This window comes from Dyella sp. Tek66A03, assembly GCF_052567735.1.
Map to the genome: position 1 here is coordinate 1,080,590 of NZ_CP199584.1, position 23,461 is coordinate 1,104,050.

General features: G+C 62.3%; 20 protein-coding genes and 1 tRNA gene. 15 read left to right on the top strand and 6 right to left on the bottom strand.

The window, feature by feature from the left end:
* Window positions 1-14: 14 nt before the first annotated feature.
* The 5 genes from petA to ACT01B_RS04760 all read left to right on the top strand — a co-directional run bounded on the left by petA (window position 15) and on the right by ACT01B_RS04760 (window position 4,027).
* Window positions 15-620 carry a ubiquinol-cytochrome c reductase iron-sulfur subunit gene (petA, locus tag ACT01B_RS04740; protein WP_445146233.1) on the top strand — a complete coding sequence of 202 codons (606 nt, stop codon included), beginning with the start codon at window positions 15-17 and terminating at the stop codon, window positions 618-620.
* Window positions 620-1,921 carry a cytochrome b gene (locus tag ACT01B_RS04745; RefSeq protein ID WP_445146234.1) on the top strand — a complete coding sequence of 434 codons (1,302 nt, stop codon included), beginning with the start codon at window positions 620-622 and terminating at the stop codon, window positions 1,919-1,921. Before petA ends, ACT01B_RS04745 begins: the two co-directional genes overlap by 1 nt.
* A complete protein-coding gene (locus tag ACT01B_RS04750) occupies window positions 1,914-2,663 on the top strand; it encodes a cytochrome c1 (protein ID WP_445146235.1) in 750 nt (249 codons plus the stop codon). Before ACT01B_RS04745 ends, ACT01B_RS04750 begins: the two co-directional genes overlap by 8 nt.
* 101 nt (window positions 2,664-2,764) lie before the next feature.
* Window positions 2,765-3,388: a glutathione S-transferase N-terminal domain-containing protein gene (locus ACT01B_RS04755; RefSeq protein ID WP_445146236.1), complete on the top strand. Its 624-nt coding sequence runs from the start codon at window positions 2,765-2,767 to the stop codon at window positions 3,386-3,388.
* Between the two features lie 186 nt (window positions 3,389-3,574).
* Complete coding sequence (locus ACT01B_RS04760; RefSeq protein WP_445146237.1) at window positions 3,575-4,027, top strand: ClpXP protease specificity-enhancing factor; 453 nt, start codon at window positions 3,575-3,577, stop codon at window positions 4,025-4,027.
* 18 nt (window positions 4,028-4,045) lie between these two features.
* On the opposite strand, the gene ACT01B_RS04765 is transcribed toward ACT01B_RS04760, so the two are convergent.
* From ACT01B_RS04765 to ACT01B_RS04780, 4 genes are all read right to left on the bottom strand, one after another.
* A complete protein-coding gene (locus ACT01B_RS04765; RefSeq protein ID WP_445146238.1) occupies window positions 4,046-4,453 on the bottom strand; it encodes a DUF3301 domain-containing protein in 408 nt (135 codons plus the stop codon).
* 197 nt (window positions 4,454-4,650) lie between these two features.
* On the bottom strand, window positions 4,651-5,505 hold the full coding sequence (gene nadC, locus ACT01B_RS04770) for a carboxylating nicotinate-nucleotide diphosphorylase (protein WP_445146239.1): 855 nt from the start codon (window positions 5,503-5,505) through the stop codon (window positions 4,651-4,653).
* Window positions 5,502-7,793 (bottom strand): DUF1631 domain-containing protein, encoded by a 2,292-nt coding sequence (locus ACT01B_RS04775; RefSeq protein WP_445146240.1) that lies wholly within the window; start codon window positions 7,791-7,793, stop codon window positions 5,502-5,504. The genes nadC and ACT01B_RS04775 overlap by 4 nt, the downstream gene beginning before the upstream one ends.
* 163 nt (window positions 7,794-7,956) lie before the next feature.
* Window positions 7,957-8,229, bottom strand: a complete 273-nt coding sequence (locus ACT01B_RS04780) for a Trm112 family protein (RefSeq protein WP_445146241.1) — start codon at window positions 8,227-8,229, stop codon at window positions 7,957-7,959.
* A gap of 65 nt (window positions 8,230-8,294) precedes the next feature.
* Here ACT01B_RS04780 and purE point away from each other — a divergent pair, with 65 nt between their 5' ends.
* Complete coding sequence (gene purE, locus ACT01B_RS04785; RefSeq protein ID WP_445146242.1) at window positions 8,295-8,798, top strand: 5-(carboxyamino)imidazole ribonucleotide mutase; 504 nt, start codon at window positions 8,295-8,297, stop codon at window positions 8,796-8,798.
* Window positions 8,795-9,955 carry a 5-(carboxyamino)imidazole ribonucleotide synthase gene (locus ACT01B_RS04790; protein ID WP_445146243.1) on the top strand — a complete coding sequence of 387 codons (1,161 nt, stop codon included), beginning with the start codon at window positions 8,795-8,797 and terminating at the stop codon, window positions 9,953-9,955. The genes purE and ACT01B_RS04790 overlap by 4 nt, the downstream gene beginning before the upstream one ends.
* A gap of 141 nt (window positions 9,956-10,096) precedes the next feature.
* On the opposite strand, the gene sodB is transcribed toward ACT01B_RS04790, so the two are convergent.
* Entirely contained in the window at window positions 10,097-10,675 is a 579-nt protein-coding gene (gene sodB / locus ACT01B_RS04795; protein ID WP_445146244.1) for a superoxide dismutase [Fe], read from the bottom strand.
* Between the two features lie 117 nt (window positions 10,676-10,792).
* Here sodB and grxD point away from each other — a divergent pair, with 117 nt between their 5' ends.
* From grxD to ACT01B_RS04825, 6 genes are all read left to right on the top strand, one after another.
* Entirely contained in the window at window positions 10,793-11,116 is a 324-nt protein-coding gene (gene grxD, locus ACT01B_RS04800; RefSeq protein WP_445146245.1) for a Grx4 family monothiol glutaredoxin, read from the top strand.
* The gene (locus ACT01B_RS04805) at window positions 11,116-11,886 is read left to right on the top strand and encodes an SDR family NAD(P)-dependent oxidoreductase (RefSeq protein ID WP_445146246.1); all 771 of its coding nucleotides are present in this window, start codon (window positions 11,116-11,118) and stop codon (window positions 11,884-11,886) included. The genes grxD and ACT01B_RS04805 overlap by 1 nt, the downstream gene beginning before the upstream one ends.
* 36 nt (window positions 11,887-11,922) lie before the next feature.
* Window positions 11,923-12,522, top strand: a complete 600-nt coding sequence (locus ACT01B_RS04810; RefSeq protein ID WP_445146247.1) for a YhgN family NAAT transporter — start codon at window positions 11,923-11,925, stop codon at window positions 12,520-12,522.
* 101 nt (window positions 12,523-12,623) lie between these two features.
* Window positions 12,624-14,333, top strand: a complete 1,710-nt coding sequence (locus ACT01B_RS04815) for a GNAT family N-acyltransferase (RefSeq protein ID WP_445146248.1) — start codon at window positions 12,624-12,626, stop codon at window positions 14,331-14,333.
* A gap of 472 nt (window positions 14,334-14,805) precedes the next feature.
* Window positions 14,806-17,232: a TonB-dependent receptor gene (locus ACT01B_RS04820; protein WP_445146249.1), complete on the top strand. Its 2,427-nt coding sequence runs from the start codon at window positions 14,806-14,808 to the stop codon at window positions 17,230-17,232.
* A 478-nt stretch (window positions 17,233-17,710) separates the two neighbouring features.
* On the top strand, window positions 17,711-21,019 hold the full coding sequence (locus tag ACT01B_RS04825; protein ID WP_445146250.1) for a TonB-dependent receptor: 3,309 nt from the start codon (window positions 17,711-17,713) through the stop codon (window positions 21,017-21,019).
* Window positions 21,020-21,129: 110 nt separating this feature from the next.
* Here the strand turns inward: ACT01B_RS04825 and ACT01B_RS04830 are convergent, their stop codons facing one another.
* Entirely contained in the window at window positions 21,130-21,504 is a 375-nt protein-coding gene (locus tag ACT01B_RS04830) for a DUF2784 domain-containing protein (RefSeq protein WP_445146251.1), read from the bottom strand.
* Between the two features lie 291 nt (window positions 21,505-21,795).
* Here ACT01B_RS04830 and ppnN point away from each other — a divergent pair, with 291 nt between their 5' ends.
* Window positions 21,796-23,208: a nucleotide 5'-monophosphate nucleosidase PpnN gene (gene ppnN / locus ACT01B_RS04835; RefSeq protein ID WP_445146252.1), complete on the top strand. Its 1,413-nt coding sequence runs from the start codon at window positions 21,796-21,798 to the stop codon at window positions 23,206-23,208.
* 67 nt (window positions 23,209-23,275) lie between these two features.
* Window positions 23,276-23,352, top strand: a tRNA-Asn gene (locus tag ACT01B_RS04840).
* The last annotated feature ends 109 nt before the right edge of the window (window positions 23,353-23,461 follow it).

Sequence of the window (23,461 nt, forward strand, 5' to 3'; positions counted from 1 at the left end):
TTCCGGAGAGCCTGATGGCGAACGAAGTCGTCGATCACGGCCGCCGCCGATTCCTCACCGCAACCACAGCAGTGGTTGGTGGAGTAGGAGTCGTCGCGGCAGTCGTGCCCTTCATCAAGTCGTGGGAGCCCAGTGCGAGGGCCAAGTCCGCAGGCGCACCAGTGACGGTCGACATCGGCAAGATCGAGTCGGGCCAGAAGGTGACTTACCCGTGGCGTGGTCTACCGGTCTTCGTGGTCTACCGCACTCAGGCTCAGCTTGATGCGCTGCCCAGCCAGGACGGCCGCCTGGTCGACGCCAAGTCGAACAGCGGTTCCGCCGAGCAGCAGCCCGCGTACGCGCAGAATGAAAACCGCTCGATCAAGCCGCAATGGCTGGTGCTGGTTGGTCTTTGCACCCATCTGGGTTGCGTGCCCGACTTCGTCCCGACGATGAAGCCCGAGCCGTTCGATCCGGAATGGAAGGGTGGCTTCTACTGCCCCTGCCACAAGTCACGCTATGACATGGCGGGTCGTGTGTACCAGGGTGTGCCGGCGCCGAAGAACCTGTTGGTGCCGCCGTACCATTTCGTTGACGACACGCACATCCAGATTGGCGTGGATCCGAAGGAGGCCGGCTAATGGCCAACGTATTCACGCGCGTAGGCGATTGGGTCAATGAGCGTGCACCGGGCCTGATGCCGGTGTATCGCAAGCACATGACCGAGTACTACGCACCGAAGAATTTCAACTTCTGGTACTACTTCGGTGTGTTGGCGCTGCTGGTGTTTGTCAACCAGATCGTCACCGGCATCTTCCTCACCATGAACTACAAGACGAGTGCGGCGGAAGCCTTCAACTCGGTCGAGTACATCATGCGTGACGTGGAGTGGGGCTGGCTGATCCGCTACATGCACTCCACCGGCGCATCGCTGTTCTTCGTGGTGGTGTTCCTGCACATGTTCCGCGGCCTGATGTACGGTTCGTACCACAAGCCGCGCGAACTGGTGTGGCTGCTGGGCATGCTGGTGTTCCTGACGCTGATGGCCGAGGCCTTCATGGGCTATGTGCTGCCGTGGGGCAACATGTCGTTCTGGGGTGCCAAGGTAATCATCTCGCTGTTCGGCACGATTCCAGTCATTGGCGGCACCCTGGTCGAATGGATCATGGGTGACTATCTGCCGGCGGATGCCACGCTCAACCGTTTCTTCGCGTTGCACGTGATCGCGCTGCCGCTGGTGCTGGTGCTGCTGGTTGTCCTGCACATCTTCGCGCTGCACGAAGTGGGTTCGAACAACCCGGATGGCGTTGAGATCAAGAAAGGGCCGAAGGGCAACCGCTGGGATCCCAACAAGCCCGCCGACGGTATCCCGTTCCATCCGTATTACACGGTGCACGATCTCGTCGCCGTCGGTTTCTTCCTGCTCATTGCCGCCTTCATCATCTTCTTCGCGCCGACCTTCGGTGGCTGGTTCCTGGAGCATGACAACTTCATCCCGGCCAACAACCTGGTCACCCCGACCCACATCAAGCCTTCGTGGTACTTCACCCCGTTCTACGCGATCCTGCGCATGATCCCGTCGTTCTTCGGCACGGCCTTCTGGGGTGTGCTGGGCATGTTCGGCGCGATCGCCCTGCTGTTCCTGTTGCCGTGGATCGACGCCGGCAAGGTGCGCTCGATCCGTTATCGCGGGTTCGGTTTCAAGGTGGCCCTGCTTACGTTCGCGGCGTCATTCATCGGTCTCGCCCTGGTGGGCGCGGGTGTGGTCGGTGAGAAGCTCGTCGACTGGGCCGTTGCGGACGCGACCTTCTGGGAGAACGCGTTCGGTCGCCTGATGACGTTGCTCTACTTCGGGTACTTCGTGTTCCTGTGGTGCTACACGCATCTGGGCTGGGAAAAGACCAAGCCGGTGCCGGATCGAGTGGTGTTTGACCATGACTAAGCGACAGTCCTCGATGAAGAAAACCCTCTCCTCGTTTGCGCTTGCATTCGGCCTGCTGGTCGGCACCACCTCGGCCATGGCCTCGGAAGAGGGCGGCTTGCCCTCGGCCGGCACCAATGTCCGCGACCAAGCCTCGCTGCAGCGTGGTGCCAAGCTGTTCTTCAACTACTGCATTGGCTGCCACTCGCTGAAGTACGCGCGTTACTCGCGTATCGCCGAGGATCTTGGCCTGTCCGAACAAGACGTGATGAGCAACCTCAATTTCACCGGCGCCAGGTTCGGCGACACGGTGATCTCGCATATGCCGGAGGATTCGGCCCAGCAGTTCTTCGGCAAGGCACCGCCGGATCTCTCGCTGGAAGTGCGGGCCAAGACCGCCGACTGGGTCTACGGCTACCTCAACTCGTTCTATCTGGACCCGACCCGTCCGGTGGGCTGGAACAACACGGTGTTCCCGAATGCCTCCATGCCCAACCCACTGTGGGAGCTGCAGGGCCTGCAGACCGCGGTGAGGAAGGACGGTGGCGAGGAAGTGGAAAAGCTCGAACTGTCGCAGCCTGGCAAACTCACGCCGGCGCAGTTCCAGCAGGCCGCGCGTGACCTGACCACGTTCCTGGAGTACGTTTCCGAGCCGGCAGCACTGCAGCGTCAGCGCTACGGCATCTGGGTGCTCCTGTTCCTGGCGGGCTTCACTTTCCTGGCCTATCTGCTAAAGAAAGAATATTGGAAGGACGTGCACTAAGACGTTGCTCCAAAGCCTGAGGTACGGCGGCTTCGTGCCGCCGTACCCGAGGATGTTCTGAATAGATCAGAGCATCCTTAACGTCGATGGGGAGATCGCGCATGGTTCAAAGTGCTCGTTCGCGTACCGCACTCGCCCTTTACACCACGGCGGACGGCATTCAATGCCACCGCACTCGGCTGGTGCTCGCTGCTAAAGGGGTCAGCTACGAGCGGGTACTGGTAGACCCGGCCAGGCCGCCGGAAGATCTGCTTGACCTCAATCCCTACGGCACCACGCCGACCCTGGTCGACCGCGACCTCACGCTCTACAACACGGCGGTCGTCTGCGAATACCTCGACGAGCGCTACCCGCACCCGCCCTTGATGCCCATCGACCCGCTATCCAGGGCCCGACTGCGTCTCGCCGCGGTGCGGATCGAGTTGGACTGGCTGCCCGAAATCGACTCCATCCGGGCGGGAGGGCGCCCCGCGGACGCTGCCCGCAAGCGCTTGCGTGAACACTTGCTGGCCTCGCTGCCGCTGTTCAAGGCATCGAAATTCTTTCTCAACCCCGAAATGAGCCTCGCGGACTGCCTGGTGGCGCCGGTGGTCTGGCGGCTGCCGTGGCTGGGGGTAGATTTGGGACGCGAGGGCAAGCCGATCCTCGATTACGGTGAGCGCTTGTTCGCCAGCCAGGGCTATGCGCGCAGCCTGACCGCCGAAGAAAAGGCCATGCGGCCCTGAGTGGCCGCCCGGCCTCCATCGGGACCCGACCAAACTCGGTCCGCTTTCCTTCCGGCGAGTAGCGGCAAACATGCGTCTCCGGCGGCAGATTTACCCTCATCTAGCCCCGAGTTGGCTTAAACTCCCCCGATCTCCCTGGCAAGCTCTGGCGATTTCGCCATAGGCCGGCCATCAACAGGTTTTTGCATGACCGACGACAAGCTTCCGCCGATGACCCCCAATCGCCCGTACCTGCTTCGGGCCATCTACGATTGGATCAGCGACAACAATCTCACTCCCTACGTGCTGGTGGACGCCGGTCGCGAGGGTGTGCGGGTGCCGCCGCAGGTGGTGAAGAACGGTCAGGTCGTGCTGAACCTGGCGATGCGCGCCGTCGCCAATCTCGATCTGGGTAACGACTGGATCAGCTTTCAGGCCCGCTTCTCGGGCGTCAGCCACAACATCCACATCCCCATTTCGGCGGTGCTGGCGTTGTACGCGCAGGAGAACGGTCAGGGCATGATGTTTCCGGCCGATGAGGGTGGCGATACGCCGCCGCCGAGCTCCCCCGATCCGGACGATACGCCGCCGGCTCCCGAGGCGGATGACACGGGCGACAAGCCCAAGCGCAGCGCGCCCTTCCTGCGCGTGGTCAAATAATCGCAGCGCGCAGCCGTCTCAATGGAGGCGGCTATCCTTGTACAGACGCGGACGCAGCGGCACCACGTTGTCTGCCGGCGTCGGCGGCACATGATCGGAACTCAGGCCCGGTAGATGGCTCTGGACGGTGGGCAGGCTCACGCCGGTCAGGGTCTGGCCGATCATCCATACTCGGCCCGGCTCGCGATCGTCGCCATCGATGCTCACTTCGAACGTGTAGCAGCGCTCAAGTAGCCAGCGGCCATGGATGCGCCGCATGCGCATGCCACGCAGACCCACGCTTTCGTCAAGCAATTGCAGGCCATGTTGCTGGCATTGTCGGCGGGCCTCGTCGGTGGCCTGTTCACGGGCACGGCTAAGCTTCAGCCACAGGCCGATCACGGCCAGCAGTACCACCAGAACAAGCAGGTCCGAAAGTTCGCTCATGCAGCGAGAGTGTAGTCTCGATCGCCGGCTTGCAAGGCCCCAAACGTCCTTCGACGTCCAGCGTTCTTCGTTCGCCCGTTGCCTCGGGGTGCGTACCCGTCACGTAGGAGCCCACCCTGTGGGCGAAACCCAACGAAGCGATGACACCGCGAGCTCGATCGCGCACAAGGTGCGCTCCTACAACAGCAGCCGGCGGATCAATCCAATTGCAGTCGCAACGAAAGGTCGACCGCACGCACGTGCTTGGTCAGCGCACCCACCGAGATGAAGTCCACGCCGGTGCGCGCGAAGTCGGCTATGGTCGACAAATCCACGTTGCCGGAAATCTCCAGGTCCGCACGCCCCTTCGCGATGGCGACGGCTTCGCGCATCAAGGGCAGGGTGAAGTTGTCCAGCATGATGCGATCGGCGCCGGCGTCGAGCGCCTGCCGCAGCTCGTCCAGGTTTTCGACCTCGATCTCGAGCAACAGCGACGGATGGCGTTGGCGCGCGACCTTGGCCGCCGGGCCGATGCCGCCGGCCGCGATGATGTGGTTTTCTTTCACGAGGATGGCGTCATACAGGCCGATCCGATGGTTGTGGCCGCCGCCACATAGCACCGCGTACTTCTGGGCCAGACGCAGTCCCGGCACGGTTTTGCGCGTGTCCAGCACGCGCACGCCAGTGCCGGCGACGGCGGCGACATAGGCCGCCGTGACGGTCGCGGTGCCGGACAACAGCTGCAGGAAGTTGAGTGCGGAGCGCTCGGCGCTGACCATCGCACGCGCGTTGCCGCGAATCCGGCAAATCACCGCGCCAGCGTTGGTGCGCTCGCCATCACGCAGGGCCCAGTCGATCGTTACCTGCGGATCGAGCTGGCGAAAGCAGGCATTGAACCAGTCGATACCAGCTATCACCGCATCCTCGCGGCAGGTCAGCATCGCGCTCGCCTGCGCATCGGCGGGCAGCAGGTCGGCCGTGGCATCGCCGCTGCCGATGTCTTCGGCAAAGCAGCGTTCGACATCCGCGCGAATCAGTTCGGGTGACGGTGGAGCAAGATTCAGTGAGGTCATTCGGTATCGGTGGCAGTCGCCGTAGCGGGCTGGCTAAGGCGGCCGACAATGGCGTCCAGGGCGCGGTCAAAGAGCGCGGTGGAATCGAGCACGCGTGCCGCACCGGACGCGAGCGCGGCGGCAAGTTCCTGCGGCGCGTGGTCGGCCACCTTCAGGCCGCGACGGTTCACGAACAGATAGCGTCCGCTCATCGGGCTGATCCATGAAAGCTTCGCGCGCTCGATGGTCTCCGTGCCGGACAGGAACTCCAGCCAGGTACCGGGCTTGAGCTCGGAGACCAGCAACATCTCCGGGGTATCGAGGGCGGGCTCGGCGTAGGGTTCGGAGCGGGCCAGCTCGGCTTCGCTTTCGGCGATCGGCTGGATGCTGTCGGGTATCGGCAGCGTGGTGGACTCTTCCGCCGCCTGGACCTCGGCCTCCGGCACCGGCTCGCCGAGCTGATGGCGGTAGTAGGTGTGCAGCTGGGCCAGCAGGCGGTCGATGTCGCTTTCCTGGAACGCGACATTGGCCAGGCCGCGACGCAGTGCGCGCTCGATGCCCGGCAGCATCTGGCGCAGCGCGCGACGCTCGTCGAGCGTACGGGCCGGCTTGGTGCTGTCGATGAAGTCGTTGGTGAAGCGCACCGCGTCGCGGAACTCGGGGGACTCTTCACCCTGGCGCAGGATGGTCAACACCAGGTAGTTCGCCCAGGCGCGGGTGAGGATGCCGTGGATCAGCGGCGGCAACGCGTGATCGCCGATGCGGCTGAGGATTTCGCGGGCGGCGCGGCGACGCGCCTGTTCCAGCTTTTCGCGGCCGCGAGTGGACTCGGCGACGCGCTGTTCGGCCAGTTCGGCACGGCGCCGACTGATGTCCTGGAATTCCTGTAGCTCGGTGCACAGGCGCTCGAAGATGGTCAGGTCGTCATCGAAATCCTGCAGCAGACGATCGACGATGGATTTGACCTTGTCGTGCAGGCGATGGTCGCGATCGGATTCGGCAGACCAGCCCTTGGCAGCATCGGCCAGGTTGTCGAGCAGGCGGCGCGCCGGATGCTGCCGATGCGCGAACAGCTTGCGATCGAGGATGGCAGCCTTGAGGTAAGGAATCTGCAGGCGCGCCAGCAGCACCTGCATCTCGGTCGGCAGGTTGCGGTCTTCGAGGATGAATTCGAACAGCATGCCGACGAGGTCGATGGTGTCCTCGTCGATCGTCGATACCTGGCTGGGGCGTTCGCCACGCAGCGAGCCGATCTGAGCGAGCAGGTGCTCCTTGAGATGCTGTACTTCGCCGGCCAGTTCGATCGCGTCGCTGGCGCGCAGCGGCATCTGCTGGCTGATGGCGGCCTGGCTCTGCAACACGCTGAGCGCGCCGATCAGCTCGTTGGCGCTGGGCATCTGGATCGCGCCAGCCGGCAGGCGGACCGACTCCGGACCGCTGCGGCGCGCGCTGAACAGGGTACGCAAGGTCTGCAGCAGTTCGCTGGATGCGGCGCCTTCGTCTTCGGAAAGGAACGCGCCCTCGCCCTGCTCGGCGCCTGCGGCGGCCGCCGCTGCAGCTGTCGTAGCGCCGCTGCCGGCGCGCGATGCGCCGCCACGGGCCACTTCATGGCGCAACTGCGGCAGCACGCCGGCCTTGATCAGCTCGGCGTTGATTTCCTGGTAAAGCTCGTCCAGCGAAGCCAGCACGTAGCGGTCGAACAGCTTGTAGATGATGAGCTTGACGCGCATCTCGGCGTTGAGTTCGCGCATGGCCTGGCGAAATGCCTGGGACAGTGCGGAGGGGCCGACCGGGTTGCTGCCGTCGTCGATCTGGATGCCGCCGTAGATCACCGACAGGCGTTGGTTCACGGCAAAAAGATCGCGCGTCAGGCGCGACTCGTTCTTGCCGATCATGCTGGTGATGGCGAGCGATTCTTCCAGCTCGTTGTCGGCGACCAGCGACAATTCCACCGAGCCGATCGGCAGCGGCGATCCGCTGCCGGTTCCCGCGTTGTTCCGGTAGTTCGAGGAGAACTCGCTCAGGTCACGTGACACCTGGCTCAAGAAACCGCGCTCAACCATCGGGCGGCGTTTGCGCACTTCGCGCATGCCGTCGAAGTAATGCATCTGCGCAGCGTTGTTCTCGGCCTTCTCAGCCAGGTCGAACAACGCATCGTCGACATGTTCGAACATGCCGTTGACCAAAATCTGCAGGCGGCGACCTGCGACGTCCCGGACGTTGTTCAAGAGGGCGCCTCCGCGCTCGCTGGAAGGGTCCAGGCGCTGGCTCAGGCTGACGATATTGGATGGTTCACTGGCATCTTTCATCGCCACACCCCTAAGTGATGCCGATGTTCAATCAGCCCATCGCGACAATACGCTGGCCTACAATAAGGTATAGCCGGGCGCGCTGTCATGCCCCGTGTGGCTCGGCTGTGACGCGGTCGTCAGGGGCAGGTACTTACGCCAGCAGAAAAGTCTGGCGAAGGGGTCAGGCGGCGGTCGGGAAATCCCGCAATTGGGTGGTCCCGATACCTTCCTCCGGGAGCATCACCGGGATGCCATCCTCGACCCGGTAGATGACCTTGCGATCGGTCGTGATCAGGCCTTCGGCCAAGGCTTCACGGACGGCCACGCCGGACACGCTTTCGACCTGGCTGCTGCCGATGGCGTTGTTCAGGGCGTCCAGTTCGGCCCGGCTGAGCGGGCGGACCGGAACCTTGCTGACGGGGCAGCACAGGATGTCGAGCAGGCGTTTGTCCATAGGAAGCAGGGTCGTGCCGAAACGCGGAAAGTCCGTACAATAACCCCTTTTGGATGGCTTGGGTCATGACTTCGACTTCTCTCCCGCCGCGCGTAGGTGTCGTGATGGGTTCCCGCTCGGACTGGGAAACCATGGAGCACGCGGCCAGCGTGCTGGTTGAGCTGGGCGTGGCGCACGAAGTACGAGTGGTATCCGCACACCGCACGCCGGACCTGTTGTTCCAGTACGCCGAGGAAGCGATAGGTCGCGGTATCCAGGTGATCATCGCCGGTGCCGGCGGTGCCGCCCACTTGCCGGGCATGCTGTCGGCCAAGACGCGCTTGCCAGTCTTCGGCGTGCCGGTGCAGTCGAAGGCCCTCAATGGCATGGATTCCCTGCTGTCGATCGCCCAGATGCCCGCGGGTATCCCGGTCGGCACGCTGGCCATCGGCCGCGCCGGTGCGGTGAATGCGGGTCTGTTGGCGGCCTCGGTGCTGGCCTTGCATGACCCGTCCTTGGCCACAGCGCTGGACAACTACCGCGCTCGCCAGACGCAGAGCGTGCTGGATCATCCGGACCCGCGTTCGTGAGCGCTCGCCGTCAGCCTGTCGTAGGCATCCTCGGTGGCGGTCAGCTCGCCCGCATGTTGGCGCTTGCGGCGGCCCCACTGGGCGTGAAAAGCCTGGTCGTGGACAGCGCCGCTGACGCGTGTGCCGGTCAGGTGGCGCCGCTGGTGGTGGCCGATTGGACTGACTATGAGGCCTTGGAGCGCTTTGCCGCCCAGGTCGACGTAGTCACCTTCGATTTCGAGAACGTGCCGGCGGAAACCGCCCACTGGCTGGCGCGCAAAGTGTCGGTGTTCCCGGCGCCGCGTGCCCTGGCGGTAGCGCAGGACCGCTTGGCCGAAAAGACCCTGTTTCGCGAGTGCGGCCTGCCGACGCCCGAATTCAAGGCGATCGACACGCGCGCCGAGCTGGATCAGGCCTTGGCGATCATTGGTGCGCCGGCCATCCTGAAAACCCGACGCCTGGGTTACGACGGCAAGGGGCAATTCCGCATCAAGAGCTTGGCCGATGCCGATGCTGCGTGGGCGGCATTGGGCGGACAGGCGACGGCGCATGGCCTCATCCTCGAAGCCTTCGTGCCGTTCGATCGCGAACTGTCGGTGATTGCCGTGCGCAGTCGGGATGGCGATTTCCGCACCTGGCCGCTGACCCAGAACTGGCATACCGAAGGCGTGCTCTCCTTGAGTCTCGCGCCAGCACCCGACATCGCGGCATTGCAGGCGCGTGCCACCGGACTCGCGCGAACCCTGGCTGAGAAGCTGGAGTACGTCGGCGTGTTTGCGCTGGAATTGTTCGTCAAGGACGGCCAGCTGCTCGGCAACGAGATGGCGCCGCGCGTACACAACTCGGGCCACTGGACCATCGAAGGCGCGCTCACCAGCCAGTTCGAGAACCATGTGCGTGCCGTGCTTGGCCTGCCGCTGGGCGATACGTCGGCGCGTGGCCTCTCGGCCATGTTCAACTGGATCGGCGAGCTGCCTGACGCGGCGCCGGTACTTGAGGCGGTGGATGCGCACTGGCACGACTACGGCAAGGAGCCGCGTACGGGCCGCAAGGTGGGGCACGCCACGGTATGTGCGCCCGATGCGCAGCAACTCGTGCAGCGCCTGTCGGGCATTGCCCATGCGCTGGGCCGCGACCTGCAGGCCGAGCCAGCCGTGGGCGAGCTCGAAAACAAGTAAGGCCTGTTGTAGGAGCGCACCCTGTGCGCGAACAGCCTGCGTAGCGGCAACCTCGTGATCGCGCACAGGGTGCGCTGCTACAAAAGAGGCAAAAAAACGGGGCCGTGATGGCCCCGTTTTCATACCAAGGTCACGGCGACATCAGGCCAGGTTCTTGGCCGCAAAGTCCCAATTAACCAGGTTCCAGAACGCCTCGATGTACTTCGGACGAGCGTTGCGGTAGTCGATGTAGTAAGCGTGCTCCCACACATCGCAGGTCAACAGCGGCTTGTCGCTGCCAGTAATCGGCGTGGCGGCGTTGGAGGTGTTGACGATGCCCAGCGAGCCGTCCGCACGCTGCACCAGCCAGGTCCAGCCCGAGCCGAAATTGCCGACGGCTGACTTGGTGAACTCTTCCTTGAACTTCTCCACCGAGCCGAATGCCTTGGTGATGGCGTCAGCCAGCTTGCCGGTAGGCTCCTTGCCGCCGGTCGGGCTGAGTGAGTGCCAATAGAACGTGTGGTTCCAGATCTGGGCCGCGTTGTTGAATACGCCGCCGGACGACTTCTTGATGATGTCCTCCAGGGGAGCGCTCTCGAACTCAGTACCCTTGATCAGGTTGTTGAGGTTGGTCACATAGGCCTGGTGATGCTTGCCGTAGTGATACTCCAGGGTCTCGGCGGAGATGTGCGGTTCGAGCGCGTTCTTTTCGTAGGGCAGGGCGGGGAGTTCGATCGCCATGTTGTGGCTCCTGGGCGTTGGCTAAGGATGGGGTCGCATCGGGGCGGTCAGACGACCACCGATACACGACTGTTACACTATCGACCTACATGCATTGTAATGATGAATGAAAAGACTATGGACGTTAACGAGCGAATCAAGGCCGTATTGGGTGATCACGCCATCGTGCTCTTCATGAAGGGTACGCCGCAGTTCCCCATGTGCGGGTTTTCCAGCCGCGCCGTGCAGGCGCTGCGGGAGGCGGGCGCGGAATTCCATGCCGTGAACGTGCTGGCCGATCCGGAAGTGCGTGCCGCACTGCCGCACTACGCCAACTGGCCGACGTTTCCGCAGCTGTTTATCCAGGGTGAGCTGATCGGTGGCTGCGACATCGTCGAAGACTTGAAGGTCTCCGGTGAACTCGCCCGCATGGCGGCCGAAGTGGCCGGAGTGCAGCACTGATGGCTTTGCCGCTCGTACGTTTGCCGCAGTCTTGGACGTCCACTGCGGATGCGCTGGCTGGTCGCGTGATCCTGGTCACCGGTGCCTACGGCGGCCTTGGCGCCGCGGTAGCGCGCGCCGCGGCGCGCGCCGGCGCGACGGTGGTGATCACGGGTCGCCGCAAGCGTCAGCTGGAACAGCTCTATGACGCCATGCTGAGTGAAGGCTTGTCCGAGCCGGTCATTCATCCGCTCGATATGGAAGTCGCCACGCCGCGTGATTACGAAGCGCTGGCCGACGGCCTTGAGCGCGATTTTGGGCGGCTGGACGGTATCGTCCACGCGGCGGCCAGCTTCAACGGTCTTACGCCGCTTGCCGTGCACAAGCCGGATGACTGGCTGCGTGCGATGCATGTCAATGTATCGGCGCCGTTTGCGTTGACTCAGGCTTGCATGCCCTTGCTGACCCTGTCGGAAGACAGCGCCGTCGTGCTGGTGTTGGACGATCCCGCGCTGATGCAGCGCGCCCACTGGGGTGCTTACGGGGTGTCCAAGGCGGCACTGGAACGCTTGGTCGAAATCCTGCACCAGGAAACCGAGCAGACGCCGTTGCGTGCGCATGCCTTGCTGCCGGCGCCGATGCGCACCACCTTGCGCCGTGCGGCCTATTTCGGTGAAGACACCACCCTCCAGCCGCTGCCGGATGCCACCGCGTCTGCCGCGGTCTATCTGCTTAGCGCGCAGGGCACGGTGGCGCGCGGCGCGGCACTCGACCTGCGTTCGCAAGCATGATCGTGCCATCGAGGCCGATCTGACATGGAAGCGCAGATGACCACGCTGTCGGCGGCGATCCTGTTGTTCCTGATCATGGATCCGCTGGGCAATATCCCGATCTTCCTCAGTCTGCTGAAGGATGTAGCGCCCAAGCGCCGTCGCCACGTGATGGTGCGCGAGTTGCTGATTGCACTGGGCGTATTGTTGGTTTTCCTGGTCGGTGGCCAGCACATTCTCAAGGTGCTGCAGCTCAAGCAGGAATCGATCAGCATTGCCGGCGGCATCGTGCTGTTCCTCATCGGCATCCGCATGGTGTTTCCACCGGCGGATGGCGGCGGCATCTTCGGCAAGCCTGGCGAAGGCGAGCCCTTTATCGTGCCGATGGCTATTCCTGGCGTGGCCGGGCCTTCGGCCATGGCGGCGCTGCTGCTGCTTACCAATACGCAGCCCGGCCGTACGGCGGATTGGGCGATTGCCCTGCTGGGCGCATGGCTGGCGACGGCGGTCATCCTGCTGTGCTCCACCTACCTGTTTCGCTGGCTGGGCGAGAGCGTGCTTACCGCGCTGGAGCGGGTGATGGGCATGCTGCTGATTGCCTTGTCGGTGCAGATGTTTCTCAGCGGCATTGCGGCGTACCTGCATCTAGCCGTTTGAAACGTAGGCTAATCGCGCTGCGTAACTTTTTTCGTCCCTGAGCGATCACCTTGCTGTCATAATCCGCCACCAGCATCTGGGGTAATCCCAAGGAGGCGGTCATGCTCAGTGTTGAACAGACCCTCACCGAACGTCTGCCATGGTTGGCGCAACACCCCCTGATACGCCGGCCGGTCGCCGGCATGCTGGGTCGCCTGGCCGATCAGGATGGTTTCAACCGGACGCTGGACGCGATCGGCGAGGCTGAAGGCTTCGATTGCGTTGAGCGCGTGCTCGAGATTCTCGGCGTCAGCTATTTCGTGAATCCTCGCGAACGCGAGAACATTCCGGTCGAAGGTGGCGTGTTGATTGTCGCCAACCACCCGGTAGGCATGATGGATGCGCTGACCCTGCTCCAGCTGGTCGGCTCGGTGCGCAGTGATGTACGAATCCTCGCGAACGACTGGCTGATGTCCATACCGCAACTGCAGAAACTACTGCTGCCCGTGGATGTGTTCGGCAAGGGCGCGGCGTCGCGTATGCGCGCCATTTATCGCGCGCTGGAAAATGGCGAGGCGCTGATCGTGTTTCCCGCGGGGGAAGTCTCGCGCATGAGTCCGTCTGGCTTGAGCGACGGGCGCTGGGCTGACGGCTTTGCACGGTTGGCGTTGCACAGCCGCGTGCCGGTGCTGCCGATCCATGTTGCGGCACGCAATTCGGCCATGTTCTACGGCCTGTCGATGCTGGCCAAGCCCTTGAGCACGGCCATGCTGCCGCGAGAGGCGATATCGCCGGTGAGCCGGCGCATTGGTTTCAGCGTGGGTGCGCTGGTGTCGGCCGACGAGCTGGAGCAGCGCAGCGGCGGTTCCGCCAAGCGCGCCGCCAAGTTGATGCGCCGTCACGTTTATCGGGTGGGGCGTCACCGCGGACAGATTTTTGGCGGCCAGGCGCCGCTGGCCCATCCGGAACCCACCGATCGTGTGGCGGCCGAATTGCAGATGCAGGCCGAGAAACTGGCCGATCTCAACGACGGCAAGCAGGTGCTGCTATTCAAGGGAGCATCCGACAGCGTGGTGCTGCGCGAAATCGGGCGGCTGCGCGAGCTCACGTTCCGCAAGGTGGGCGAGGGCACCGGCGCGCGGCGCGATCTGGATGCCTACGATCCGCACTATGAGCACCTCGTACTGTGGGACCCGAAGGCACTGCGCATCGTCGGCTCCTATCGCTTCGGACATGGCGGTCGACTGATCGGCGAACGCGGCATGGCAGGCTTGTATACCTCCAGCCTGTTCAATTACTCGCCGGCCCTTGAATCGCGTCTGGCGCAAGGCCTGGAGTTGGGTCGCAGCTTTATCGCACCGGCCTACTGGCGCTCGCGCGCGCTGGATCAGCTGTGGCAGGGCATCGGCCTGTACCTGCAGCGTCATCCGGACCTGCGCTACCTGTTCGGCCCCGTCAGCATGTCGGTGAGCTTGCCACTGGAGGCTCGCGAATGGATTGCCGCCGCCCATCAGCACTACTTCGGCGCGCCGGGCCTGGCCTCGGCGCGGCAGCCGTTTGAAGTGTCGCCGGCCGTCATCGACCTGGTACGGGGCGCGCTCGAAGGTCTGGATCCCGCAGCGGGTCTTGGCAAGCTCAAGCATCATCTTGATGCGCTCGGTGTCAGCCTGCCGGTGCTGTATCGCCAGTATGTAGACCTGGTGGAGCCGACCGGCGTGCAGTTCCTCGCCTTCGGTGAGGACCCGGGCTTCTCCGGTTGCGTAGACGGCTTGGTGATGCTCGATCTGGCCAGCCTGAAGCCGGCAAAACGCACCCGCTACTTGGGCAAATAAAACTCGTCTTCATGTCGCGCATCCTTGCGCCGCTGGCGCAAGGATGCGGCTGCTCGGCTATCGCCGACGCTCGCTCGCATCGCGCAAAGTTTCGATCAACCGAGTGATCTCGGTGAGAATTGTGAGCTATTGGTAAATTCACTGTAAAATACTTATGCCAACCTTAGCGAGTTAGCCCAAGCGCAAGGGGTGTTTCGCGGCTTGGGTCAACGTTGTCTGGTTGTTTTCTGCATTTCTGCCCGATCTCTCCGATCGGGCTTTTTTTGGCTCGGAGGAAACGTTTAAAATTACGTTAAATGACAAGAAATTGCGTTAAAGCACAACTGCTTACGCATGTTCTTTCGATCTTCGAGAGATTTTCTGTCGGGCCATGCCCCCTATATCCGAATCGTTTGCTGGCCATTACCACGGCGGTCGGCGGGTTCACTTTTGCCATTTATTTCAACCTTTGCAACTTAGGAAATACCTAACGATGAAACGAAACCACCTTTCCATGGCGATTGCCGTCGTGTTTTGTATGGCTGCCGGTTCGAGCTGGGCGCAGGATGCAGCAAACCAAGCAGCAAACCAGGCTGATCAGGCCGCAGCGACAACCCAGCGCAACAGCGCGTCCAGCACGTCCAACACGACGACGTCCAACGACACCAAGCGCGTGCAGCAGCTGAACACCGTGACCGTGCAGGCGCAGACCCTGTCGCTGGGCGGCGGCCTGATGTCGGTGCAGACGGCGCCGAAGTCGGTTTCCACGATTACCCGCGACGCCATCATCAAGGCCTCGCCGGGCGCGAATTTCACCCAGATGATCGCCACCATCCCCGGCGTGAATGCGGCAACCGATGACGTTACCGGCCTGGCCAATGGCCACTACAGCATCCGTGGCTTCGACTCCTCGGATATCGGCATGACGCTCAACGGCGCGCCGATCACCGACTCGGGCAGCTACTCGGTCTACGCGACGGAATACGGCGATACCGAGAACATGGGCGATATCACGGTGTTGCAGGGCATTCCGGATATCGACATGCCGGACTCCGGCGCCAGCGGCGGCCACATCGGTTGGGCCACCATCGACCCGACGCATACGGCGGGCTTGGACTTCACCCAGAGCTGGGGCAACAACGACTATCGCCGTACCTTCCTTCGCCTCAATACGGGCGATACCGGTCCGGTTCGTTCGTGGCTCTCCTATTCGACCAACAGCGCCAACAAGTGGCGCGGTTCGGGCGATATGGATGTGACCAAGGTGGACGGCAAGTCGATCTGGACCATCAACGACGACAACTCCATCAGCGCGTCGCTGCAGTACAACCGCGAAAACAACATCAACTACCGTTCGCTGACCAAGGCCCAGGTGGCTCAGAACGGCTATAACTACGACTACACGCAGACCTGGATGCCGGGCTCGTCCGCCGCCGCCATCGCCAACAACACCTACTACTACGGTCTGCGTACCAACCCGTTCCGCAGCTACCTGTTTAGCATGGATGGCGAGTTCAAGCTGGCCGATAGCCTGCGCCTGTCCGTGGTGCCCTACTTCTGGTACGGCAATGGCGGCGGTGGCGCCGGTGCGACGGTAACCGAGAGCACGCTCCAGGCGGATCGCTTCGGCTATGCGGATCAGGACGTCAATGGCGACGGCAAGGTGATCAACAACACCAAGGGTGTGGTCTATTCGTTCTCCGCGGCCACGACGTATCGCCCCGGCGTGATCGCCAAGTTCAACCAGGATTTCGGTCTCAACAACGCCCTCGAGTACGGCGTGTGGTACGAGCGTTCGCGCAAGAGCCAGGAAAATGTCTACGGCCAGGTCGACAGCTCGGGCAACCCGGTCGATCTGTGGGGCAACTCCAGCTTCATCACCTACCCGGTCAGCGGCCTGCCGCAGAAGGTGTATGACGAATACACCACCACCGAGATCAAGAAGGGCTTTGTCACCGACAACTGGACCCCGAACGACCAGTGGACCTTCACCGCTGGCGTCAGCTACCTGTGGACGAACCGCACCGGCTACGTGTGGGAGTACCCCGGCTCGACGTCCGGCTCGGCCACCAAGCTGCAGAACTTCACCGACGTGGACAAGAACTGGAACAAGTTCCTGCCGACGGCAGGCATCAAGTTCCAGCTCGATGAGCGCAACCAGTTCTTCATCGGCAGCGGCAAGACGTTCCGCGCTCCGCCGAATACAGTGCTGCTGTTGAACACGCTGGACAAGCAGTCGCAGGCCAATGCGCCCGAGACCGCCTGGAACACGGACCTTGGCTACCGCTTTTATGGCGATGCACTGTCGGCCAGCCTCGACGTCTACCACAGCAATTACAACAACAAGCAGGAAAGCGCCTACGACCAGGCGACGGGCTACACCTACTACACGTCGATCCATCGTATGCACATGGACGGCTTCAGCGGTGAGTTGAGCTACAAGATCGCCAAGGACTGGACGGCCTACACCTCGTACACCTACACCAAGGCGCAGATCGTGGGCTCGATCGACGGCGGCAGTGGCGACGGCATCTATCCGACCGACGGCAAGACCATGCCGGACACGGCTCGCCACATCGGCAACGTGAGCCTGGGCTACGACGACGGTAGCCACCTGTGGGCGAACCTGTCGGCTCGCGTCACCAGCTCACTGTACGGTGACTACATGAATACCGAGCGCGTGGGTGGCTTCACTACGTTCAACCTGAGCGCGGGCTACCGCTTCAACAACTGGCAGCTGCTGAAGAGCCCGTACGTGAAGTTGAATCTGATGAACCTGACCGATCGCAAGGCGTTCTCGTACGTCAGCTCGGCGCAGTTCCTCGCCATGGCAAGCGGCTCGCTCTACGCCAGTTCGCCGACGTATGGCCTGCTGCAGCCGCGTGCGTTCATGGTGACCGTCGGTACGTCCTTCAACTAAGAACAACGACGAACGGTTCAGTCGAAGCCGGCCCCGAAAGGGGCCGGCTTTTTTGTGTTGCCCGAATGTATTCCGTGGCCGCCCGTTGCATGCAGTGCCTGCACCCGCCAGGCGCTGCCCGAGCCGCCGAGGCGTGCCACGCGAGCAGTCGAGCCGCGATCTCCCAATCCCCATGCCCATGGACGAGCCCTCAAGAGGCGCTTTTCCGCGCTCGCATGGACCTGCAGAGAGAGAAAGATCCTACGATTTTTGGTGGTGAGATGGCGCAAGAAATAAGTGGTTTTCCTCAAGAAGTTACGTATCTGTAATATTATGCGCTTACATTCGTCGTGACGCGCCTGGGCCGGTGACTACTCCGAGCCCCTAGGCAAATCAAATAATTTCATGGAATCAGCCACTTAAGACGGTGGTGGAGGGCATGAGACTCCTCTGCGCTGATCCCATGCTCTTTTGCGAATCTCTTAGGGGTTGAATCTCGATGAACCACTCTTTGCGCACGAAATTACTACCGATAACGATCGCGACGCTGCTTGCGGCATCGCCAGTCCTCGCCCAGGACACTTCCTCTTCGATCAGCGGTCGCGTGCTGGATGCCAGCGGCCAGCCGATTGCCGGCGCCACCGTGCAGATCGTGCATGCGCCGACGGGCACCACCAAGACCACCACCACCGACGCCAGCGGCCGCTATGCCGCCCAGGGCCTGCGCGTGGGCGGTCCGTTCGACGTGAAGGTCTCCAAGGATGGCACCCAGACCGAGCAGGACAATGTCTACCTGCAGCTGGCGCAGGACACCGCGGTCAACTTGAGCATGGGTACGGCCCAGGCCGCTGCGAAGACATTGGATGGCGTGACCGTCTCGGCCAATTCGCTGTCGCAGACGTTTACCCCGGACAACAAGGGGCTGTCGACGAACGTCTCGCGTCGTGAAATCGAAGCCACGCCGACGCCGGGCCGCTCGATCCAGAACATCGTGCGCCTCGATCCGCGTATCACCATCACCGACCGGGCCCGTGGTGAAATCTCGGCCGTTGGCCAGAACAGCCGCTACAACAACATCACCGTCGATTCGGTCAGCGCGAACGATCCGTTCGGCCTGAACGCCAATGGTCTGCCGACGCTGGGTACGCCGATCTCGCAGGACACCATCGAGGAATACAACATCTCGACGGCGAACTACGACGTGGCCACCCGTCGCGGTCTCGGCGCCAATATCAACGCCGTCACCAAGAGCGGTACCAACGACGTCCACGGCTCGGTGTATTACGCCTTCCAGAACACCGACATGATCGGCGACAACGAGATCGGCAAGGAATACGCCGGCTTCAAGCGCCAGTGGACGGGTGGCGCCACGGTGGGCGGTCCCATCATCAAGGACAAGCTGTTCTTCTTCGCCTCGGTGGAAAAGAGCGAGCAGGTCGGCTCAGGCAGCCCGTACGGCCCGCAGGATTCTGGCGCAGCGACGCCGATCAAGGGTCTGACCAACGCGCAGGTGCAGCAGGTGCGCGACATCGCCGCCAAGTATGGCCTGACCGATATCGGTTCGGTCGGCGGCGGTAACTCCAACCTGGAGGACAAGCGCTATCTCGGCAAGATCGACTGGAACATCACCACCAATCATCGCGCCAGCTTTACCTATAGCGAGACCAAGGAAAACAAGCCGATCATCACCGGCAGCCAGACCAAGCTGGTGCTGTCCAGCGGCTGGTACAAGACCAACGTCGACAACAAGAGCTATGCGCTGCATTTCTACGACGACTGGTCGGACATCTTCTCGACCGATACCACGGTGTCGTACGCCAAGTTCGATCAGAACCGTGGTCCGTATAACGGTGTGGCGATGCCTGACATCACCGTCTATCCGGTGGCGTTCGGCGGCCCGGCGGTGGAGTTCGGTACCGAGTACTCCAGCCAGGCCAACGTGCTGCAGGTGAAGACCTTCAATGCAGCATGGGCCGGCTCGCTGTTCCTCGGCGACCACACCGTGAAGGGCGGTATCGATTTCGAGAAGGATCAGTACTACAACCTGTTTCTGCAGAACTATTTCGGCAGCTACGTGTTTCAAGAAGTTCCGGGTCCCAAGGGCTCGACGGGTTTGAGCAACTTCGCTGCCGGTAACTACTACCAGTACCGCTACAACCGACCGGCCGACGGCCTGAGTCTGGACGATGTGGCCGCGCGCTATACCCTCAACCAGTGGGGCGTATTCCTGCAAGATACCTGGCAGGTCACCAACAATCTTTCGCTGCAGTACGGCGTCCGCGTCGACATTCCGTTGATGGACGACAAGCCGATCTACAATCCCAAGTTCGCAGCAGCGCCGGGTGTGGATGCGAAAGGCGCCGCCACTGGCGGTTTCGGTCGCAGTAACCAGGCCACCATCAACGGCAACCGCGTGGTGCAGCCGCGCATGTCATTCAACTACGCATTCAACACCGAGTTGATGACGCAGTTGCGCGGTGGTGCGGGTCTGTTCGTGACCAACCAGCCGGGCGTGTGGCTGGGCAATATCTTCTCCAACTCGGGCATGACCCAGATGCAGTACAACTGCGGTCCGACGCAGTCCGCTCCGTGTAACACCAACCTGCCGGCGTTCAGTCCCGATCCGCATAACCAGCGCAACGGCCCGGGCGGCTCGGGCGTGATGACGGTCAATACCATCTCGCCGGACTGGCATATTCCCACGGCGTGGAAGCTCAGCCTGGGCATCGATCGCGAGCTACCCTGGTACGGCCTGGTTGCGACCGCCGACTGGCTGCACATCGCTCAGCGCGATGCGATCTGGTTCCAGAACGTCAACCTCGGCGCGCCGACCAACGTGCTGCCGGATGGTCGAGTTTCTTATTACGGGGCACTGACTGACCCTGCTACGACCAAGCCTGGCGCGCGCGCAAAAGCGAACCCGGCGTTCTCGGGCCAGATGATCAATCTCGCCAATACCAGCAGGGGCAGCGCCGACAGCATCGCGCTGGCACTGCGCAAGCCGTTCTCGGACGACTGGTCGGGCATGGTCGGTTTCACCTGGAGCCGTTCGACCGAGGTGAACCCTGGCACGTCGTCGGTGGCCAACTCGAACTACAGCAACAATTACGTCTACAACTCGAACGAAAACATTGCCAGCACGTCGAACTACTCGGTGCCGCGCCGCGTGATCGCCTCGCTGAACTGGCAGCATCGTTTCTGGGGTGACTACAACACCAGCGCCAGCATCTTCTACGACGGCCACTCGGCTTCGCCGTACAGCTGGACGTTTGGCAATGACGCCAACGGTGACGGTTACACCAACGACCTGGTCTACATCCCGCGTCCGGGTGAGGTCGAGTTCCGTAAGGATACCGATCCGAAGCTGATCCAGCAGTTCTGGGACTATATCCAGAAGAACGACTTCCTGAAGGACCATCAGGGTGAAGTGGCCAAGCGCAATGATGATCGCGCCGGCTGGATCAACCAGATCGACCTGAGCTTCAGCCAGGAAATCCCGGGCATCTTCAAGGGCAACAAGGGCATCATCCGCTTCGACGTGTACAACTTCACCAACATGCTCAACAAGCATTGGGGCATCGAGAAGCGCGTGAACTTCCCTGGCGGTCGTGCATTGGCTGACTATGCTGGTGTCGATCCGAAGACCGGTAAGTACATCTACAACATCGATTGCGGCGGCAAGGCGTCCTGCACGACCTACAACCAGGGCAATGGCTACCAGCCGCTGCCGGTGCCGACCTATATCAACAACAACGACGACCTGGCCCAGCGCTGGTCGGTCCTGTTGACGCTGAAGTACGCGTTCTAAGGCCTGATGAAGTCTTGGCGTCCCCGCGCGGGGACGCCAAGACCACAACACGCATTGCCCGTTTCGCACGATGCGGTCCGGTTTCAGGAACGTCGTGGCTGAGACTCCGGTTATCTGCGTCGCCGCGGTGGAACCAGGCGCCAGGCTAGCAGTACGAGCAAGGCGAAGAGCGCATAGGCGAGCGTAAACACCCAGGACGGCAAGTCGTAATAGAGCAGACGGCTCACCCAATGCTGTACAAAGCCTTCTGCGCCGACTGCACCGGTACGCAGCCAGTCCTCCAGCACGGTCAATGGGCAGGCTATGCCTAGCAGCGCCAGCGCCGCCACCACGCCGATGGCGCATAAGTGGAACAAGCGAAAGCGCCGATTGCCGACCCACTGCCAACCGACGCCCGCGCCGATCCATATCGCCGCTAGTCCGCCAACGATGAACAGCACGAGCAATGCGTGCACCGCGAGTACGGTGTTGGCCAGCCAGGCCACGGCGTTCTCCTCTATTTTCAGCAAATTTTCGACGCGTGTCTCGCGTAAAGCAATCGCGGCGTTTCTTTCCAGGGAAGGTCTGAATAAGCCGTCATTCCAGCGAAAGCTGGCATCCAGTGCCTTCAGTACCTTGCAAAGACACTGGATCCCAGCTTTCGCTGGGATGACGATCAAAGAGTCATTCAGGCCTTCTCTGGCTTGACCCTGCCATGCCTGGCGCGGGAAGCTAGACGGCCCGCCACGTTCCTGCGGACGTACGAGCCGCGAGGACGCGGTTAGGAGATTGCTTCAATGAATGACATGAAAGCCAGCAAGGCCGGTCGAGCCGCCACCGTCAGCGCGCGCATTTCGCCCGCCGGTGGCCTGGATATTCTTTCGCGCAACGAGGTCGCGCGTTTGCGCGATGCCAGTGGTTCGGGCTTGCACGCCTTGCTGCGCCGCTGCGCGCTGGCGGTGCTGACGTCGGGCAGCATGAGCGATGATCCGCGCACCATCCTCGAGCAGTTTCCCGACTTCGACATCCAGGTGCTGCAGCAGGATCGCGGCATCAAGATCGAGCTGACCCACGCGCCGGCCCAGGCGTTTGTCGATGGCCAGATCATCCGCGGCATCAACGAACTGCTGGTCGCCGTGATGCGTGACATCGTCTATGTGTCGACGCAGATGGCGCAGGGGAATTTCGACCTGGACGACAGCGTCGGCCTGACCCACGTGGTGTTCGAGATCCTGCGCAATGCGCGCATTCTCAAGCCGCAGATTGATCCCAACCTGGTGGTGTGCTGGGGCGGCCATTCGATCTCGCGCGACGAATACGAATACACCAAGCAGGTGGGCTATCAGCTCGGTCTGCGCTCCCTGGATATCTGCACAGGTTGCGGCCCGGGCGCGATGAAGGGGCCGATGAAGGGCGCCACCATCGCCCACGCCAAGCAGCGTCGCCGCAACAACCGCTATATCGGCATCACCGAGCCGGGCATCATCGCCGCCGAATCGCCCAATCCGATCGTGAATCACTTGGTGATCATGCCGGACATAGAGAAGCGCCTCGAGGCCTTCGTGCGCATGGGCCACGGCATCATCGTGTTCCCGGGTGGCGTCGGTACGGCTGAGGAAATTCTTTACCTGCTCGGCATCCTGTTGCATCCGGACAATGCGGGTGTGCCGTTCCCGCTGATCCTCACCGGTCCCAAGCACTCGGCCGCCTACTTCGAGCAGATCGATCGCTTCTTGCGTCTGACGCTGGGCGATAGCGTGGCGCAGCACTACCAGATCATTGTCGACGACCCGGCCGCCGTGGCCCGCGCGATGGTCCGGGGCATCGACAAGGTGCGCAATCACCGACTGGACAACAAGGACGCGTTCTTCTTCAACTGGACGTTGAATATTCCGTACGCGTTCCAGCTGCCGTTCCGCCCGACGCACGAGGCCATGCGCGCGCTCGCGATTCGTCGCGATCGTCCGCGCCACGAGCTGGCCGCGGACTTGCGCCGAGCTTTTTCCGGCATCGTCGCCGGCAATGTGAAGGAAGAGGGCGTGCTGGCCATCGAGCAGCGCGGCCCGTTTGAGATCGACGGCGACAACGACATCATGCACACCCTGGACGAGCTCCTGAAGGCGTTCGTCTCCCAGAACCGCATGAAGCTGCCGGGCGGCACCGCCTATGTTCCGTGCTACCGGGTGCTTACCAGCGAGCCGGCCCACTGAGGGCACTCAAGTAGCCTGAAAGGCTTGACAGCTCGGGGCTGGATATTCAAACTATCTAGCTCACCCCGCCCGAATAGCTCAGCTGGTTAGAGCACTTGACTGTTAATCAGGGGGTCGCTGGTTCGAGTCCAGCTTCGGGCGCCAAATAAGAGTCTCAGGACGTCCCATAGAGTCCAGAAACCGTAAAGAAACCCGCCGTTTAGCGGGTTTTTTTATGCCCGCTCGTCCAGATTCGTCCAATTCCGTCCCAGGG

Excerpts from the sequence above, each read along its gene's own strand:
- nadC (WP_445146239.1), bottom strand. The coding sequence starts at position 5,505 with ATGACCTCACTGAATCTTGCTCCACCGTCACCCGAACTGATTCGCGCG.
- ACT01B_RS04820 (WP_445146249.1), top strand. The coding sequence starts at position 14,806 with ATGAAACGAAACCACCTTTCCATGGCGATTGCCGTCGTGTTTTGTATG.
- ACT01B_RS04815 (WP_445146248.1), top strand. The coding sequence starts at position 12,624 with ATGCTCAGTGTTGAACAGACCCTCACCGAACGTCTGCCATGGTTGGCG.
- ACT01B_RS04805 (WP_445146246.1), top strand. The coding sequence starts at position 11,116 with ATGGCTTTGCCGCTCGTACGTTTGCCGCAGTCTTGGACGTCCACTGCG.
- ACT01B_RS04825 (WP_445146250.1), top strand. The coding sequence starts at position 17,711 with ATGAACCACTCTTTGCGCACGAAATTACTACCGATAACGATCGCGACG.
- grxD (WP_445146245.1), top strand. The coding sequence starts at position 10,793 with ATGGACGTTAACGAGCGAATCAAGGCCGTATTGGGTGATCACGCCATC.
- ACT01B_RS04810 (WP_445146247.1), top strand. The coding sequence starts at position 11,923 with ATGACCACGCTGTCGGCGGCGATCCTGTTGTTCCTGATCATGGATCCG.
- purE (WP_445146242.1), top strand. The coding sequence starts at position 8,295 with ATGACTTCGACTTCTCTCCCGCCGCGCGTAGGTGTCGTGATGGGTTCC.
- ppnN (WP_445146252.1), top strand. The coding sequence starts at position 21,796 with ATGAATGACATGAAAGCCAGCAAGGCCGGTCGAGCCGCCACCGTCAGC.
- petA (WP_445146233.1), top strand. The coding sequence starts at position 15 with ATGGCGAACGAAGTCGTCGATCACGGCCGCCGCCGATTCCTCACCGCA.
- ACT01B_RS04775 (WP_445146240.1), bottom strand. The coding sequence starts at position 7,793 with ATGAAAGATGCCAGTGAACCATCCAATATCGTCAGCCTGAGCCAGCGC.
- ACT01B_RS04780 (WP_445146241.1), bottom strand. The coding sequence starts at position 8,229 with ATGGACAAACGCCTGCTCGACATCCTGTGCTGCCCCGTCAGCAAGGTT.
- ACT01B_RS04765 (WP_445146238.1), bottom strand. The coding sequence starts at position 4,453 with ATGAGCGAACTTTCGGACCTGCTTGTTCTGGTGGTACTGCTGGCCGTG.
- ACT01B_RS04755 (WP_445146236.1), top strand. The coding sequence starts at position 2,765 with ATGGTTCAAAGTGCTCGTTCGCGTACCGCACTCGCCCTTTACACCACG.
- sodB (WP_445146244.1), bottom strand. The coding sequence starts at position 10,675 with ATGGCGATCGAACTCCCCGCCCTGCCCTACGAAAAGAACGCGCTCGAA.
- ACT01B_RS04760 (WP_445146237.1), top strand. The coding sequence starts at position 3,575 with ATGACCGACGACAAGCTTCCGCCGATGACCCCCAATCGCCCGTACCTG.
- ACT01B_RS04750 (WP_445146235.1), top strand. The coding sequence starts at position 1,914 with ATGACTAAGCGACAGTCCTCGATGAAGAAAACCCTCTCCTCGTTTGCG.
- ACT01B_RS04745 (WP_445146234.1), top strand. The coding sequence starts at position 620 with ATGGCCAACGTATTCACGCGCGTAGGCGATTGGGTCAATGAGCGTGCA.